12 protein-coding genes are annotated in these 17,010 nt (G+C 74.2%); 2 read left to right on the top strand and 10 right to left on the bottom strand.

Annotation, left to right across the window (positions count from 1 at the left end):
* Positions 1-271: 271 nt before the first annotated feature.
* The 8 genes from ABZ920_RS27130 to eccE form a co-directional block, all read right to left on the bottom strand.
* Positions 272-1,348 carry an ABC transporter ATP-binding protein gene (locus tag ABZ920_RS27130; RefSeq protein WP_361510235.1) on the bottom strand — a complete coding sequence of 359 codons (1,077 nt, stop codon included), beginning with the start codon at positions 1,346-1,348 and terminating at the stop codon, positions 272-274.
* A complete protein-coding gene (locus ABZ920_RS27125; protein ID WP_361510232.1) occupies positions 1,345-2,361 on the bottom strand; it encodes an ABC transporter ATP-binding protein in 1,017 nt (338 codons plus the stop codon). The genes ABZ920_RS27130 and ABZ920_RS27125 overlap by 4 nt, the downstream gene beginning before the upstream one ends.
* Positions 2,358-3,281, bottom strand: coding sequence for an ABC transporter permease (locus ABZ920_RS27120; protein ID WP_361510229.1), 924 nt, complete (start codon positions 3,279-3,281; stop codon positions 2,358-2,360). Before ABZ920_RS27120 ends, ABZ920_RS27125 begins: the two co-directional genes overlap by 4 nt.
* On the bottom strand, positions 3,278-4,351 hold the full coding sequence (locus ABZ920_RS27115) for an ABC transporter permease (protein ID WP_361510226.1): 1,074 nt from the start codon (positions 4,349-4,351) through the stop codon (positions 3,278-3,280). Before ABZ920_RS27115 ends, ABZ920_RS27120 begins: the two co-directional genes overlap by 4 nt.
* Before the next feature lie 40 nt (positions 4,352-4,391).
* Positions 4,392-6,302, bottom strand: a complete 1,911-nt coding sequence (locus ABZ920_RS27110; RefSeq protein ID WP_361510223.1) for an ABC transporter substrate-binding protein — start codon at positions 6,300-6,302, stop codon at positions 4,392-4,394.
* Positions 6,303-6,635: 333 nt separating this feature from the next.
* Positions 6,636-10,439: an SCO5717 family growth-regulating ATPase gene (locus ABZ920_RS27105; protein ID WP_361510220.1), complete on the bottom strand. Its 3,804-nt coding sequence runs from the start codon at positions 10,437-10,439 to the stop codon at positions 6,636-6,638.
* Between the two features lie 411 nt (positions 10,440-10,850).
* Complete coding sequence (locus ABZ920_RS27100; RefSeq protein ID WP_361510287.1) at positions 10,851-11,561, bottom strand: hypothetical protein; 711 nt, start codon at positions 11,559-11,561, stop codon at positions 10,851-10,853.
* Positions 11,562-11,626: 65 nt separating this feature from the next.
* A complete protein-coding gene (gene eccE / locus ABZ920_RS27095; protein WP_361510218.1) occupies positions 11,627-12,964 on the bottom strand; it encodes a type VII secretion protein EccE in 1,338 nt (445 codons plus the stop codon).
* Between the two features lie 270 nt (positions 12,965-13,234).
* Here eccE and eccB point away from each other — a divergent pair, with 270 nt between their 5' ends.
* Both eccB and mycP read left to right on the top strand, forming a co-directional pair.
* The gene (eccB, locus tag ABZ920_RS27090; protein ID WP_361510215.1) at positions 13,235-14,767 is read left to right on the top strand and encodes a type VII secretion protein EccB; all 1,533 of its coding nucleotides are present in this window, start codon (positions 13,235-13,237) and stop codon (positions 14,765-14,767) included.
* A 26-nt stretch (positions 14,768-14,793) separates the two neighbouring features.
* A complete protein-coding gene (gene mycP, locus ABZ920_RS27085) occupies positions 14,794-16,071 on the top strand; it encodes a type VII secretion-associated serine protease mycosin (RefSeq protein ID WP_361510212.1) in 1,278 nt (425 codons plus the stop codon).
* 76 nt (positions 16,072-16,147) lie between these two features.
* Here the strand turns inward: mycP and ABZ920_RS27080 are convergent, their stop codons facing one another.
* Both ABZ920_RS27080 and ABZ920_RS27075 read right to left on the bottom strand, forming a co-directional pair.
* Complete coding sequence (locus ABZ920_RS27080; RefSeq protein WP_361510209.1) at positions 16,148-16,312, bottom strand: hypothetical protein; 165 nt, start codon at positions 16,310-16,312, stop codon at positions 16,148-16,150.
* A gap of 82 nt (positions 16,313-16,394) precedes the next feature.
* Positions 16,395-16,931 (bottom strand): hypothetical protein, encoded by a 537-nt coding sequence (locus ABZ920_RS27075; RefSeq protein ID WP_361510206.1) that lies wholly within the window; start codon positions 16,929-16,931, stop codon positions 16,395-16,397.
* Positions 16,932-17,010 lie beyond the last annotated feature (79 nt).

The raw sequence follows: 17,010 nt of genomic DNA, 5'->3' as shown, positions 1-17,010 counted from the left end.
ATTGTTCGCACTTCCTCATCGGCGGCCGAGTCGTCGTGAGGCGCCGGGCGGCGAAGCCGGGGAAACCACGAGACGGCAGCCGCCTGATGGCCACACCCAGCACCTCTGGGCGATCCAGCCCTACGAATGGCTCGATCAACCCGATCAAGAAGGTAGAGCCGCCTGACGTCCACGGGTGCGTCGGGGGACCGCCGATTCGTGCCCGGCGGCCGTCGTCCCGCCGCCCCCGGCCGTGCCTCCCACCCCGTCCGCGCCGCTCATGCGTGCCCGCTCACGCCCCCGTGCCGGCGGCCGGCGCGGTCATGCCGTCGTCCTCGCTCGTCCCGCCGGGTCCGCTCACCGCACCGGCGCGTGCCCCGCCCGTGACCCGCGCCCAGTGGCACGCCACCTCCGCCTCGCCGGCCCCGCCCAGGACGTCCGGATCCACCCCGCGGCACGCGTCCGCGACCCCCGCCCGTGCCGCCTCGCCGCTCGCCAGGACCTGGCAGCGGGCGTGGAAGCGGCACCCCGAGGGGATGCGGGAGGGATCCGGCGGCTCACCGGTGAGCACGACCGGATCGCCGGGCGCCTCGGGGAGCACGGACAGCAGGGCCCGCGTGTACGGGTGCCGGGGCGCCGTCAGGACCTGCTCCACCGCGCCGGTCTCCACGATCCGGCCGAGGTACATCACCGCCACCCGGTCGGCGATGTTCCAGGCCAGGCCCAGGTCGTGCGTCACGACCAGCGCCGACAGGCCGAGTTCGGCGCGCAGCCGCAGCAGCAGGGCGAGGATCTCACCGCGCACCGAGGCGTCCAGGGAGGCCACCGGCTCGTCGGCGACGACGAGTTCGGGTTCCAGGACCAGCGCGCCCGCGATCACGACCCGCTGGCGCTGGCCGCCGGACAGCTCGTGCGGGTAGCGCAGGAAGAACCGCTCCGGCGGCCGCAGCCCGGCCCGGGAGAGGGCCTCGGCGACGGCCGCCCGCTCGTCGCCGCCGTACCCGTGGATGCGCAGGCCCTCGGCCACCGCGTCGTACACCGTGTGCCGCGGGTTGAGGGAGCCGCTCGGGTCCTGGAGCACCAGCTGCGCCCGCCTGCGGTACGCCTTCAGCGCACGGGAGGAGTAGTCGAGCGGCGCCCCGTCGAAGGTGATCCGGCCCGCGGTCGGGCGGACGAGGCCGAGCAGGGAGCGGGCCAGCGTCGTCTTGCCGCAGCCCGACTCGCCGACCAGCGCCACGATCTCACCGCGCCGGACGGTGAGGTCCACGCCGTCCACCGCCCGGGCCGGCGGCGCGCCGTTCCGGCCGGGGAAGGTGAGGCGCAGACCCTCGACGCCGATCAGCGGCGCACTGGGGACAGGAGTGGTCATGGGGCGCTGCTCCTCACTTCATCCTCGTCCTCGACGCCCTGTCCCGCCGCGGTCGCCCCGGCCCCGGCGTCCACGTGCACACAGGCCGCCCGGCGCCCCGCCCCCGCTTCCCGCAGCGCCTGGTCCTCGGTGGCGCACAGGTCCAGCGCGACCGGGCAGCGCGGGTGGAACGTGCAGCCCGGCGGCAGCGCGGACGGGTCCGGCGGGTCGCCCGGCAGCCCGCGGGGTGCGAACCGCGACGCGGGGTCGCCGATCCGAGGGAAGGCCTCCGACAGGGCCCGCCCGTACGGGTGCCGGGCGTCCTCGTGGACCTGCCGGGCCGGGCCCTCCTCGACCACCCGGCCCGCGTACATCACCGCCAGCCGGTCGCAGGTGTCGGCGAGGACGGCGAGGTCGTGACTGATCATGATCAGGCCGAGGTCCTGCTCGCTCACCAGGCGTTCGATCAGCCGCAGGATCTGGGCCTGGATCATCACGTCCAGGGCGGTGGTCGGCTCGTCGGCGACGATCAGACGGGGGTCGCAGGCCAGCGCCATCGCGATCATGACGCGCTGGCGCTGGCCGCCGGACAGCTCGTGCGGATACGCCTGCGCCCGCGCCGCGGGCAGCCCCACGTGCTCCAGCAGCTCACCGGCCTTCGCCCGGGCCCGCGCCGGGGTGGCCCTGCGGTGCAGCAGCACCGGCTCGGCGATCTGGTCGCCCACCCGGTGCACGGGGTTCAGGGAGTGCATCGCCCCCTGGAAGACGATCGAGGCGCCGGCCCAGCGCACGGCGCGCACCCGGCCCCACTTCATGGCCAGCACGTCCTCGCCGTCCAGCAGGATCTCCCCGGTGATCCGGGCGCCGGCCGGCAGCAGCCGCAGCAGGGACAGCGCCAGCGTGGACTTGCCGCAGCCGGACTCCCCGGCGAGGCCGAGCTTCTCGCCGGCGGCGAGGCGGAGATCGACGCCGCGCACCGCGGCGGCCCCGCCGGGATACGTCACCGTCAGGTTCCTGACGTCGAGCAGGGTCAACGGGACACCCCCAGCCTGGGGTTGAGGACGGACTCCACCGCGCGCCCGCACAGCGTGAACGCCAGCGCGACGACGGCGATGGCGATGCCCGGCGGCACCAGGTACCACCAGTCGCCCGAGCTGACCGCGCCCGCTTCCCGGGCGTCCTGGAGCAGCCCGCCCCAGGAGACGACCGCCGGGTCCCCGAGACCGAGGAACGCGAGCGTCGCCTCGGAGAGGATCGCGGAGGAGATGATCAGGGTGGTCTGGGCGAGCACCAGCGGCATGACGTTGGGGAGCACGTGCCGCGACATGATGTGCCAGTGGCCGCCGCCGAGCGCCCTGGCGCGCTCGATGTACGGCCGCGACTCGACGGCCAGTGTCTGCGCCCGCACCAGACGGGCGGTGGTCGGCCAGGTCGTCACGCCGATCGCCAGCACGATGGTGCCGAGCGAGCGGGACATCACCGTGGCCAGCGCGATGGCGAGCACCAGCGTCGGCATGACCAGGAACCAGTCGGTGACGCGCATCATCACGGTGGCGTACCAGCCGCGGAAGTGCCCGGCGGTGATGCCGATGAGCGCGCCGATCGCCACCGACAGCACGGCCGCGAGCAGGCCCACGAGCAGCGACACCCGCGAGCCCCAGACGAGCAGGCCCAGCAGGTCGCGCCCGAACTGGTCGGTGCCCAGCGGGAACCGGCCGCTCGGGCTCTCCAGCGGCCCGCCGGGCGCGTCGGTCACGCTCTGGACGTCCGCCCCGGCGGTCAGCGGCGCGGTGAGCGCGACCAGCGCGGCCAGCAGCAGCGCGGCGAGTCCGAACAGGCCCGGCCGGTGCGTGCGGTACTGCCGCCAGAAGCGGGCCACGGAGGCACGGCGGCGCTGCCACGTCAGGGCGCGCGGCCCGGGGGCGGCGGCGGGCGCGGCGGTGTCGGCGGTCATCGTCCCACCCTCGGGTCGAGCAGCGGATAGAGCAGGTCGGCGAGGGTGTTCATCACGATCACCGACGCCGCGAAGACGAAGAACAGGCCCTGCACCAGCGGCAGGTCGGGCACGCTCAGCGCCTGGTAGAACAGGCCGCCGAGGCCCGGCCAGGAGAACACCGTCTCCACGAGGATGACGCCGGCGACGGTCCGGCCGAGGTTGACGAAGATCAGCGTCACGGTCGGCAGCAGCGCGTTCGGCACCGCGTGCCGGCGGCGGACGAGATCATCCCTGAGGCCCTTGGCCCGCGCGGTCGTCAGGTAGTCGCTGCCCATCTCGTCCAGCAGCGCGGAGCGCGTGACGAGCAGCGTCTGCCCGTACTCCACGGCGACCAGCGTCACCACCGGCAGGATCAGATGGTGGGCGACGTCGGCGACGTGGGCCAGGCCCTGTTCGCCGCCGGACTCCATCCCGCCGGTCGGGAACAGCCCCGGCACCGGGCCCACGCCGACCGACAGCACGATGATCAGCAGCAGCCCCAGCCAGAACGACGGGATCGAGTACAGGGTCAGCGCCAGCGCGGTGTTGACCCGGTCACCGGGCCCGCCGTGGCGCCAGGCCGACCGGGTACCGAGGACGATGCCCAGCACGGTGTAGAGCACGAAGGCGGTGCCGGTGAGCAGCAGTGTGTTCGGCAGCGCCTCGGTGATCTTGCCGACGACCGGGGTCCGGAACTGGTACGACGTGCCGAGGTCCCCGGTCAGGGCCTTGCCGCAGTACTGCGTGAACTGCCGCCACAGCGGCAGGTCGAGCCCGAACTCCCGCCGGTAGGCGGCGATCTGCGCGGCCGAGATCGGGCGCCCGCCGGTCATGAACTTCACCGGGTCGCCCGGGATCAGCCGGAAGAGGAAGAAACTGGTGACGAGGACGGCGAGCAGCGAGACGGCCGCACCGCCCAGCTTGCCCGCCACATAGCGCAGGTAGCCGGCGGTCGTGCCGGCCCGCGGCCTCCGGCCCGCCACCGGCCGGGCCGTCGCCGGGCCGGCGACGGCGGGCTCGGCCGGCGCGGGTGTCGCTTCAGCGGTCATGAGCACTCACTCGGTCTGTGCCGGCCGGGCGGTCGGCTGCCTATTCACGGTCGTCGGCCGTGGCACGCCGGCGCATCGCCAGGAAGGTCCCGAGGCCGGCGAGGACGACGACGCCCGCGACGATCCCGATGATGACGCCCGTGGACGTGGAGCCGTCTGAGGAATCACCGGACTTCGCCGGAACGGCGGACCACCAGCTCCAGTAGCCGTCCTGGCCGTAGATGTTGCCCGCCTTCGACGGCATGGTGGTGATCGACTCGATCTGGTCCGTGCGGTAGGCCTCGACCGCGTTCGGATAGGCCATGACGTTCATGTAGCCGAGGTCGTACAGCCGCGACTCCATCTGCTTGACCAGGTCCGCCCGCTTGGCCGGGTCGTACTCGGCCAGCTGCCGGGCGTACAGCTCGTCGTACTTCCGGTCGCAGATGAAGTTGTCGGTGGCGCCGGTGTCCTTCGGGGTCGCCGGGCGCGCGGCGCAGGTGTGGATGGAGAGCACGAAGTCCGGGTCGGGGTTGACGGACCAGCCGTCGAAGGCCAGGTCGTACTTGCCGGCCAGCCAGGGGTCGGTCACGTTGTCCAGGCAGTCGAGCGTCACGCCGATGCCGAGCCTGCCCCACCACTCCTGCAGGTACTTGCCGACCGCCTTGTCGTTGGGGTCGGTGGCGTGGCAGAGCACGCGGTAGTTCAGCGGCTTGCCGTCCTTGCCCAGCCGCTTGCCGGCGGCGTTCGCCTTGTAGCCCGCCTCGTCCAGCAGCCGGGCCGCCTTCGCCGGGTCGTAGGAGAGGTCCTGGCCGGCCGGCGGCTTCCAGAAGTACGTCGAGTAGCGCGGCGGAATGTACCCCTGGCCCTCGACCGCGTGGCCCTGGAACACCTTGTCGATGATGGTCTTGCGGTCGACGGCCAGGAACAGCGCGTTGCGCACCCGCTGGTCCAGCAGGGAGGGGTCGCCGTCGCCGAACTTCTCGCCGTTCCTCGCCTGTGCGCCGGGGTTGGTCGCGAGGGCGTAGAAGCGGCGGCCCGGCGCGTCGTTGACGCGGATGTTCTTCGCGCCCTTGAGGGACGCCGCCTGAGCGGGCGTCAGGGACGGCGAGCCCGCGACGAAGGAGACCTCGCCCTTGCGCAGGGCGGCCACCGCCGCGTCCTGGTCCTTGTAGTAGCGGAAGACCAGCTCGTCGAACTTGGGCGCCCCGCGCCAGAAGGTCTTGTTGGCCTTCAGCCGTACGTAGCTGTCGGGCTTGTAGTCGGTGAGGACGAACGGCCCGTCGCCGACGACCGGGAAGGACTTGTCGTTGTTGAACTCGGAGAAGTCCCCGACCTTCTCCCAGACGTGCTTGGGCACGATCGGCACGTCCAGCGCGGTCATCGTGGCCTGCGGCTTCTTCAGCTTGATGATCAGCCGGGTGGCGCTGGGCGCGGTCACCTCGTCGAAGTTGCCGACGAAGCTGCCGTTGGCCGTGGCGGCGCCCTCGTCCGTCATCATCTTGTTGAACGTCCACGCCGCGTCCTCGGCGGTGACCGGCTTGCCGTCCGACCACTTGGAGCCGGTGCGGATCGTGTAGGTCCACGTCAGCTTGTCCGGCGACGGCGTCCACTGGGTGGCCAGGCCCGGGACGACGTGGGCGTCCTTGGGGTCGTAGCCGGTCAGGTACTCGTACATGAGCCGGTTGATGCTCGTGCTGAGGAGACGGACCGCGAGGAACGGGCTGAGCGAGTCGACACTCTGCGCGACGGCGACGGTGAGGACCTTCTTGCCGTCCCCGTCCCCGTCGTCCGCCCTCGTGGCCCCCGCGTCCCCGGCCTCCGCGGCCTGCGCCTGCTGCGCGGCCGGGGCGAACGGGGTGGCGAGGCCCGCCGTGAGGACCAGGGCGGTGGCACCCGCGGCGGCGAGGAGCCGCGTTCGCCGAAGGCGTGGGCCGGTACGTCCTCTGCCGTGCTGATCGTGTGTGTTCATGGCTCATGACCTCGCGTCCTCGCAGGCACGGGACGCTGTGCGTCCCCTGTGCGACGGGCTGGAACGGGCTTGATCGGGTGACGCCGGCGGAATGAAGTGAGTGTCTATCAGCGGCAGTCTGCGCGCGTCAACGGTCCGTCAAACCCCGCGTGGCCTGCGGAAACAACGAGTTGACCGCATCGTCACCCCCCATTGGTGGAGACCATTGACGCCCTCCTGGTCAGGGGGTGGCGGCGGAATGCCGCCGGTTCGCGGCGCGAACGCGCGAGGGCCCGCGCCGGGTCGTACGGCGCGGGCCCTCGTGGCGGGCGGCCCCCGCAGGGGCCGCCGGTGTCACCGCTGTGGAGGAGCCGGAGGAGGCGGGGTCTGGCCCTGCGGCGGCTGGGGCTGAGGCTGGGCCTGCCCCTGCGGGGGCTGCGACTGCCCGGGCTGCTGCGGAGCGGGCTGACCGGCCGGCTGGCCCGGATACGGCTGCGGCGCGGGCTGATCGGCCGGCTGGCCCGGCCGGCCCGGATACGGCTGCGGGGCGGACGGGGCACCGGGCGCCGGGGCCTGGCCCGGGAACGGCTGCCCCGGAGCCGGCTGACCGGGATACTGGCCGCCGCCCTGCGCCGGCCGGCCGGGCTGCTGCGGGTAGGGGTGGCCGGGCTGCTGCGGATACGGCTGACCGGGCTGCTGGGGGTACGGCTGCTGCGCGGGGGCGAACTGGCCGGGCACCGGCTGCCCGGGCTGTCCCGGCACCGGCTGCCCGGGCACGGCCTGGCCGGGCACCGGCTGCCCGGGCTGGGCCGGGAACGGCTGTCCGGGCTGCCCCGGGAAAGGCTGTCCGGGTTGAGCGGGGTACTGGCCGCCCTGCGGCGCGGGCCGGCCCGGGTGCTGCGGGTACGCCTGTCCCGGCGCACCCGGCAGTGGCTGTCCCGGCAGCGGCTGTCCCGGCATCGGCGGGGCCGCCACCGGCGGCGGGTTGCCGTCGGACGTCCACAGCCCGTGGGACTGCTGGTGCCGGACGAGGTCCTCGGCCACCATCGCCGCCAGGTTGAAGTACGCCTCGCGCACCTTGGGCCGCATCATGTCGAGGTCCACCTCGGCACCGGCCGCCAGGTGCTCGTCGAACGGCACCACGACGACTCCGCGGCACCGCGTCTCGAAGTGCGCCACGATGTCCTCGACCTTGATCATCTTGCCGGTCTCGCGCACTCCCGAGATGACGGTGAGGGAGCGCGCGACGAGGTCGGCGTACCCGTGCGCCGACAGCCAGTCCAGCGTCGTGCTGGCGCTGCTCGCACCGTCCACGGACGGCGTCGAGATGATGATCAGCTGGTCGGCGAGGTCGAGCACCCCCCGCATGGCGCTGTACAGCAGGCCGGTGCCCGAGTCCGTCAGGATGACCGGGTACTGCTTGCCCAGTACGTCGATCGCCCGCCGGTAGTCCTCGTCGTTGAAGGTGGTCGACACGGCCGGGTCGACGTCGTTGGCGATGATCTCCAGACCGGAGGGCGCCTGGGACGTGAACCGCCGGATGTCCATGTACGAGTTGAGGTACGGGATCGCCTGGACGAGGTCGCGGATGGTGGCCCCGGTCTCGCGGCGGACACGGCGGCCGAGGGTGCCGGCGTCGGGGTTGGCGTCGATCGCGAGGATCTTGTCCTGCCGCTCGGTGGCGAGCGTGGCGCCGAGCGCGGTCGTCGTGGTCGTCTTGCCGACACCGCCCTTGAGGCTGATCACGGCGATCCGGTAGCAGGACAGCACCGGGGTGCGGATCAGGTCCAGCTTCCGCTGCCGCTCCGCCTCCTCCTTCTTGGCGCCGAACTTGAACCTGGAAGCGGCGGCGGCGGCGGTCGGCCGGCCGCTGCGGGCCTTCTGCCGCTTGTTGTTGAGCAGCCGGTCGGAGGACAGTTCCACGGCCGCGGTGTAACCGAGCGGCGCGGCACCGGGGTTGGTGGGCTGGCGCTGGTCGTGCTGTACCGGCTGCGGCCAGGCGGTACCGGCCCGGGGGTCGACGGGCGGCTGCACGACACCGGGCTGGGCCTGCGGGAGCTCCGGCCCGGGCTGCGCGGGCTGTCCTGGCTGCCCCGGCTGCCCCGCGTGGGCGGGCGGCTGCGGGAAGCCGTAACCGCCGGGCTGGGCGGGGGAATGGGGCGCGCCGGGGGTGTGCGGGGCGCCCGGGTCCTGCGGGAAGCCGTAACCGCCGGGCTGGGCGGGGGAATGGGGCGCACCGGGGGTGTGCGGGGCGCCCGGACCCTGCGGGAAGCCGTAGCCGCCCGGCTGGGCGGCCGGGCCGGGGGCGCCTGCGCCCGGCGTTCCGCTCGCCCCCGTGGGCTGGGGGAAGCCGTAACCGGCCTGCGGGTTCGGCGCGGGAGTGGGAGCGGGGGCGGGCGTGGTGCCGGCGGCCGGGGCGGGCGGCACGGGGCCCGAATGGGGGAAGCCGTAGCCGCCGTGTGCGTCCGGCGCGGCAGCCGGGGGCTGCGGGAAGCCGTAGCCGCCCTGCGCCGGGTGCTGAGGGGCCGGCTGCGGCACGGAGGGCGCGCCCGCCTGGCCACTGCCGGGCTGCGGGAAGCCGTAGCCGGCGGGAGGCGCCGGGGGAGTGGGCGCCGGGGTGTGCTGGGGCGGGGCGGCCGGCGCGTGCCACGCGTCGGGCCCGGCCTGCGGCGCCTGCTGCTGGAACGGCGGTTGCTGCGGGAACGGCTGCTGGGGCTGCGCCGGCGGCGGAACCGGCGTACCCGTCGGCTGGTACGGAACACCGCCCGGCTGGGAGGCGTCCGCGGCCGCCGGAGGGGCCGCGTGCGGCTGCGCCGGCCACTGGTCCGCGGGCGGGGGAGCGGCCGGCTGGTAGGACGGGGGCAGCGGCGGGACCGCGCCCTGCGGCGCCGGCGGCGGACCCCAGCCGGCCGGCGGCTGCGGCACGTCCCCGGGCGCCCCGCCCGGTGTCCCGGACCCGGAGGCCGGTACGTCGGCGGGGGCGCCGTCGGCCGGTGCGGCTGCGGCGGGGACGGCGTCCGGCGTGCTCCCGCCGTCACCGGCCGCCTCCCCGGCGTCCGGCGCCGCGCCGTCGCCCGCCGCGTCCGCCCGCGCCTCGGGAAGGGGGCCGGAGGCGGCCTCGGCGGAGACGCCGTCGTGGCCGCCCGCCACCTGCCCGTCCCCAGCTCCTGCCGAACCGTCGGAACCGTCGCTCGCGTGGGGCCCGGCGACCGTCTCACCGGCCGCCCCGTCGTCCTCCGCGGCTCGCGCGGCCGCCTGCGCGTCCAGGGCCGCCTGCACGTCCAGGGCCGCCTGCACGTCCGCGGCCGCCGAACCGCCGGCCGAGTCCCCGGTCGGGTGCTCGGACGCGCCGAGACCGGCGCTCTCGTGCTGCGGAGCCTCGCCGTCCCGCCCGGCCGCGTCGTCGGCCGGGACCTGGGCGCCGGCCGCGTCACCGGAGCCAGGAACGCCGTGCTCGCCGCCGGGCGCCGCCTCCGTCAGGTCCGCGTGCGCCGACGCGGCGTCAGCGGGCGTCGTGCCGTGGGCGTCCTGGGCCGGATGCAGGTGCGTGTCGCTGCCGGGCCCGGCGAACGGGATTCCCGGCGCATCGGGCCCGGCCGGGCCGTCCCCGGCCGGGGCGGCGTCCGCGGACACCTCCGCGTCGCCCGACGGCTCGGAGGCTCCCGGCGTTCCGCCGTCCGCGGCGGGCCCAGAGTCGCCTCCCGCGTTCGCGGCGGCGGCCGCCCGGTCCCGCTCGGCGAACTCGCGGTTCAGCGCGGCGGCGGAGATCCGCATCGTCGCACCGTTCACCAGGTCGCCGTTGCCGGCGCCGTCCGCCGCGCCGCCTCCGGCGGCCGCCTCGGGCGCCACCGGCTCAGCAGCCGCCTCGGGCGCCACCGGCTGAGCGGCACCCGGCTGAGTCCAGGCGGGCTGGAAGCCGCCGCCGGGCGGCAGGTCGGGAACGTCGACCGGCGGACCGACGGGAGGCGGCGGGGGAGGGGTGGCCGGGGTGGAGGGCGACGCCTCGTTCGAGGCGCCCGGCGCGTTCTGCGTGTACCAGGCGGGGGGCGCGTAGTCGATGGTGAACTCGCCCGTCGTCTCGATGGCGGACTCGGCGTCGGACTGGTCGTCGCCGGGCGTGGCCCAGCCCCCGCGGATCCCGTCCCGATCGCTGTTCACAGTTCCTCCTGGTGTGGTCGAGCACCCTCATGCCGTGCTGGGGCGACCGTTCGTGTCCTACGGGGTCGGTCGGGACCGGCCGGCCGGACACCCGGACCGAATCCGGTCCGCCCGGCCCTCCCCCGGAGCGCCTACGGCCCAGCCGCGGGTTCTGATGGGGCGCCCGGTCCCAGCCTAATCACCACGGGCACACCTGCGGCAGGCCCGGCCGCCCCTCCGCTGACGTCCGCGACGTCCGGTCCGGGCCGGGCCCACGGGCGCAGGGGTCAAGTAAGCGGCAAAACCAGCCAATGGTGAACCGGCCGGCCGACCGAAAACCGATCAGACGCCGGCCGCCCAGCGCACCGAAGCAGAGGACGAATCGCCCACAAGCGCCAACACCGGTCGGCGGACGGCCCGTTCGGTCCCCGCTCAGTCCATGCGGCGCGGCGTTCCCAACAATCCGATCTCGGCGTCGGTGGGCTGGGTCATCACGTACTGCCGGTCCCGGTCGGCGCACCAGAGCGTGACGCCGTCGGCGAGCGTGGGAAGGGAGTCGATGTCCGCCCGCGGCAGCGCCATGGTCCGCCCCAGCTCCGCCGCCTCGTCGGGGGAGATGCGCTGCACGCCGATCAGCCGGGCCTGCCGTACGAGCCGCGGCGCGACCGGGCTGAGGTAGGGCAGCAGCGTCACCACCGCCTGCCACGGCCCGGAGACCACCCGGCCGCGCGGGGGCCGCATACCGCAGTCCCGCACCACCAGGACCGGCGTACCGGCCGAAGCGCCCTGCGGGGGCACCCGGCCGACCTCGTACACCGCCAGGCCGTTCTGACCGCCGCCCATGGCGTGCACCATCTGCATCCAGGACTGCGGCCGGCCCGTCTCCACCGCGACCCGAGCACCCGTCGCCGCCGCCCGCAGGGCGAGGACCTGGGCGGTCCACAGGCCGCCGATGAGGACGACGTCGTACGGAGTGGGCCGGTTGAGCCCCAGCACGGCCGGCTGCCCCTCGGCGTCGACGCCGACGACGACGCCGTCGTCCCCGATGGGCAGGGCGAGCGCGTCCACCTGCTCCGCCGTCAGCGCGTGCCGCCCGTGCCGCGGACCGATCAACCCCAAGCCGGTGCGGAGCCGTTCACGCATCCGTCCGGTGGGGGAGGACGGCGCGGCCGCACCCGGGAAACCGGGGGTCTGCGTGGTCGTGGCGGTCACCGGGCACCTCCGAGGGGCAGCGTGGCGAGCATGCCGGGCACCTGCTCCCGGTCCAGTCGGGCGAGACCCGCACCGGCCTGCCGGGCGGCGTCCTCGACCGCGCGCCGGGCCGCGACCAGTTCGTCGTCACTGCGTCCGGTCACCCGGACGTGACCGCACAGCGTCATCTCCCGCCGCTCCCCCCGCGCGAGCGTCAGGCTGAAGGTCGTGGCGAGCGCGGGCACCGCGGTGAGCGCGGCCACGAGCTGCGGCAACGACGGCCCGGCGCCGCCCAGTTGGGGCCACCGGCGGATCCAGTACGTGGTGTGTCTGCGGTTGTCGCAGCGCCAGCTGCGGCCGGACTCCTCCGTCCGCCGCTCCCGCGTCTCGCCGCGCCCGGCCTCCGCCGTCACCAGCGGGTTGGCGCACGCCGACGTGGCGATCGCGGCGGTCAGCTCCTCCTCGTTGAGGATCGTCGGACGGAACCCCGCTCCCGTCAGCCGGCTGGCGAGATGGTCCGCGACCCGCGCCAGGCACTTCTGCGCGCCCACGAGGCCCCCGCCGCGCGCGGCCACCGCCTCCTGGCACAGCTCGGGGTCGAGCTTCAGCGCGATCCACGTGATCCGGACCGCCGGCGCGCCCGTCTGGGCCTGCAGCGGGGCGTAGTTGGTGACCGCCACGGAGTGCTGCGGCAGGTGCAGGGCCGGCGCGGGCTGCGTGTGCAGCACGATCTGGGCCGACTCCAGCCGGATCCCGTCCACCTCCAGCGCGTCCCGGACCAGCCCGACCGGGAGCGGCTGCCGCCCCCGCTCGGCCCGCAGCGCGGTCACGTCGGCCTCCACCTGGACGACGGCGCTGACGAACGTCCCGTCCCCCACCATGCCGACCGGCCGCCGGTCCCGGCCGCCGTAGGAGTACGTCCGCAGGCTGGGGTCGCACTCCACGGCGGGCGCGAAACCGGACTCGGTGCCCGGCGGCACCGGAGTGCTCGCGGCCCGCTTCTGACGGGCGCGCAGCGCCAGCAGCGTGCCCAGCCACTCCGGCAGGGAACGTCCCCGGCGGCGGACGAAGACCAGCGCCACCAGCACCGCGGCGACCACGGCGGCCGGCACGAGCGCGAACGGCCCGACCGCCCACCCGCACACCAGGAGGGCGGCGGCGAGCTCCAGCAGCACGATCCGCTGCAGCACGAACGAGCCCGCACGGCCCGAACGCGACGTGGGATGCGGCGTCAGCGGGCCCGCGGCAGGGGCGCCGGACGGGGCGGCACCACGGGAGTCGCGCGAACCCGGTCCCCCGTCACCCGATCGTGACCTCGATTGCGATCGCGACCGGGCCCGTGCTGCGGAAGCCACCACTGCAAACCCCCCGAACTCTCCCGAAAACTCACCGGCACGGCCCCTGGAACTCCGCGCGGAACGGGCGCTCGGCGCGCCGACTCCCGTTCCGTTCAGGGCTCTTGAGGGTCCCAGCACCCTACCCGTGCCGCGGGCGGTGTCCCACAACAGGCATAGTAGGGGCCGGTGCCGACAGTCGGGGCACCGACGGCAGCCGGGGGCGGGCACGGGGCGCACCGGGTCTCCACCACCCCTTCACAGCTCTGCACGGGGAGAGAGCGGACACAGATGGCATCACGGCGGGACGAACTCAACGCCTACACCTTCGCGAAGCGCCGCATGCTGGCGTCCTTCCTGCGGCCCTCTCCGTCGGGCTCGGAGGAGGGCGCCCCGAAGCCCCTGGGCGCCGTACTGCCCGGCGTCGTCGTCGGTGTCGTCGTCCTCGCGGTGTTCGGCGGGATCGGCCTGTTCAGCCCGACCGCCCCCAAGGGCTGGGACAAGCCGGAGGCGCACGTCATCGTCGCGAGCGACTCGACGACGCGCTACGTCGTGCTGAAGACGGGCAAGCAGACCCAGCTCCACCCGGTCCTGAACATGGCCTCCGCCAAACTCCTCCTGCCCCCGGACAAGAACAGCGTCATCACCGTCGACGAGAAGGTCCTCGACAGCGGCAAACCCCCGCACGGCGCCACGATCGGCATCCCCTACGCCCCCGACCGCCTGCCCACCCCCGACGAGGCCGAGACCCCGAAGCGCTGGGCGGTCTGCGAGCGCCCCGGCGACGGCGGCCGGGCCATCCAGAAGGCCGCGTTCGTCTTCGCGAAGAAGGACTACGCGAAGGCCGAGGGCCGCAACAGGCTGTCCGGCGGCGAGCTGATGTACGTCGTGGGCCCCGACGGCAAGGCGCAGTACGTCGTGGACGCGCGCGGCCACGGCTACCCGCTGGCCGACCCGGCCGACAAGGAACTCCTCAAGGCCCTCGACACCCAGGGCCGCGCCCCGCAGCGGGTTTCCCAGGAATGGCTCGACACCCTGGAGAAGGGTGATCCGGTGGCCATCCCGGCCGTCGAGGGCACACCCGGGGCGAAGGCGGGCGCCTTCGACGGCCTGGCGCAGTACGACCGCTACGACAAGGTCGGCATGGTCATCAAGGCCTACGACGGCCGGCGTATGCAGTACTACGTCGTCCAGCCCGGCCGCGTCGCCCGCATCTCCGAGTTCACCGCCACCCTGCTGCTCAACAGCCGGGACCTGGTGGCCGTCGGCCAGGCCGGTGAGGCGCAGCAGGTCAGCCCGGGCGCGGTCGTCGACAGCACCACCTTCGCGGCGGACCAGGACTGGCCCGAGTACCGGCCGAAGACGGTGAACGACGGCGCCAGCACCACCTCCGGCCGCAACACCGTCTGCAACGTCCTGCGCTCGGTCGGCGCCGACGGGAGGAAGACCCTGTCCACCTGGGTGGGCAGCGACTTCCCCGCGCAGCTTCCCACCGGCTCCTCCAGCGCCTACGTCACCGCCGGCTCCGGCCTGCTCTTCCGGCAGTTCAAGGGCACGGAGACCGGCGCCGGCCCGGTGTTCCTGGTCACCGACACGGGCCTGCGCTACGCGCTGCAGTCCAACAGCGACAGCGCCACCGACGACAAGGGCATCGGAACGTCCGGCAAGAAGCGCAAGGAAGAACTGGACGAGGCGAAGATCGCCCAGACCCGGCTCGGCTACGAACGGGTCACACCGGCCCCCGTGCCCGCGGAGTGGTCGACGTTCCTGCCGACCGGCCCGCGCCTGTCGGAGTCGGCGGCCCGCCAGCCCCAGGGCTCCTGACGGCCGCGGGGGAGGGGAGCGAACCCATGCTGACAGCAGCAGACACGAGGCGGCGGCGATCGGCGGCCGTCACCCGGGCGGCGGCCCTCGCGGCCGCGACCGCCCTCACGGCGGCGACGTCGGTGCTCGCCCTGCCCGCGCCCGCGGCGTGGGCCGACGACGGCCAGTGCACCTTCCCGTCGAAGCCGTACGCGGGCCGCCCCTGGGCGCTGCAACGGGTCAACCTCGACCAGCTGTGGGCGCAGTCCACCGGCAAGGGCGTCCAAGTGGCCGTCATCGACACGGGAGTCGACGTCAAGCACCCGCAACTGAGGTCCGCGGTCGACGCCTCGAAGGGCAGGAACTACCTGCCCGCCAAGAACGCCAAAGGCGAGCCGATCGACCGCGGCAACGCCCGGGGGACCACCGACACCGTCGGCCACGGCACCCGCGTGGCCGGCATCATCGCGGCCCGCCCCGCCAAGGGCACCGGCTTCGTCGGCCTGGCACCGGACGCCACGATCCTGCCGATGAAGCAGAACGACGCGGAGGGCAACGGCACGGCGACCACGCTCGCCCAGGCGATCCGCGACGCGGTGGGCGCGGGAGCCGACGTCATCAACATCTCCCAGGACACGGCCAACGCCGTCGCACCGGACGTCCGCCTGAAGCAGGCCGTCGACTTCGCCCTCGGCCAGGGCGTCGTCGTCGTGGCCTCCGCGGGCAACGACGGCCTCGGCGGCAACGTCAAGGTCACCTACCCGGCCTCCTACGAGGGCGTCCTCGCGGTGGCGGCCTCCGACCGCAACAACGAGCGCGCCTCCTTCTCCCAGTCCGGCGACTTCGTGGGCGTCGCCGCCCCCGGCGTCGACATGATCTCCACGGTCCCCGGCGGCGGCCACTGCTCCGACAACGGAACCAGCTTCTCCGCGCCCTACGTGGCCGGCGTGGCGGCCCTGCTGAAGGCCAAGTACCCCAAGTGGACGGCCCAGCAGGTCGTCGCCCAGATCGAGCAGACGGCGGAACGCTCCGTCGCCGACCACGACCGCCTGGTCGGCTGGGGCGTCGTCGACCCGGTCAAGGCCCTGACCGACGTGGACCCCGCCCACCCCGTGGAGACCCCCCGCGCGCAGGAGGGCGTCACCCGGGCCGAGGCCCCGTCGGTGACCCCCGTGCACTTCGGCGAAACGCCCGAGGAACGCAACACCCGCCTGGCGACGTACGTGGTCGTGGGCGGCCTGGTCCTGGTCGCGGGCCTCGGCGGCACGGCGGTGGCCATACGGGACGCACGCCGGCGGCACGGACGCGTGGGCGGCACGGTCTGACGGCGGTGCCGGCGCTGCCGTTCGCCGAGTCGGCCGGACTGGCGGCGCAGACCCGTCGGCACGCCTCGCGGTCGTCCTACCGGCAGTCCGGCCCGTTCTCCGGCAGCACGTCACTGAGCGCGGCTGCGGCGCGCGACGCATCACCGAGCGAAGCGCTTACGTTCGCCGTCTGAACCTCGCCCTTCTTCTCGAGCGGCGGCAGTTCGAAGGCGTAGGCCATCCCGGCGACGAGCGCCAGCACCAGGGCGGCTCCGGCGACGAGCAGGATCTTGGGGACGGGTGAGTGTCACGTCTCATTCTTCCGTGTCGACCGCATCCGCCTTTCACGCCTCCTGGCCGCACGGCTGCTGCTTCGTGAGGGCGGCCGTGTATCCGGAGATCAGGCTCTTCATCGCCGACTCGTCCTTGCGGCCAGGCTTCAGGACTCTGATGTAGGTGCTCACGGCCTCGTCCTCGGTGCCTTCGGCACGGCACTGCACGACCGACACCGCAGCTCGGTCCACGTAGGCGATGGTGCCGCCTTCTCCGGATTTGGCCTGTCCGATCCGGTGGTCGTAGGAGATGATGCGCCACGCCGAACGGCCTGCATCGATGCGTTCCCGCTCGGCGGAGAGGACTACCTCGCCGTCCACCGTGACTTCGCACATTCCGGCGTCATCCGGGTCGTTCTCGACCTGTACGTCCTTCCCCGATTCAGGCAGCAGGCGGGAGAGCGCGTCGGAGGGTACGGAGACCCCGCACATCGCCTTGGGGACCGTGAAGCCCCGTTTCGGCGCGTGTGAGGAGCAACCCGCCACCGCGCCCGTCATCAGGACGGTCAGCAGGAGGACGGTGCGAAGCGCTCGCGCGTTCCGGCTCAATTCGCGTCACTCTCCGAGTTCCACCGGGCGCCCGTCGGACGGCTGTCAGCGGCTGTTGGGCTCGCGGCGTGGCGCATGA

The organism is Streptomyces sp. NPDC046831, from assembly GCF_040645305.1.
GTDB lineage: Bacteria > Actinomycetota > Actinomycetes > Streptomycetales > Streptomycetaceae > Streptomyces.
This window is presented reverse-complemented; position numbering and strand designations above follow the sequence as displayed.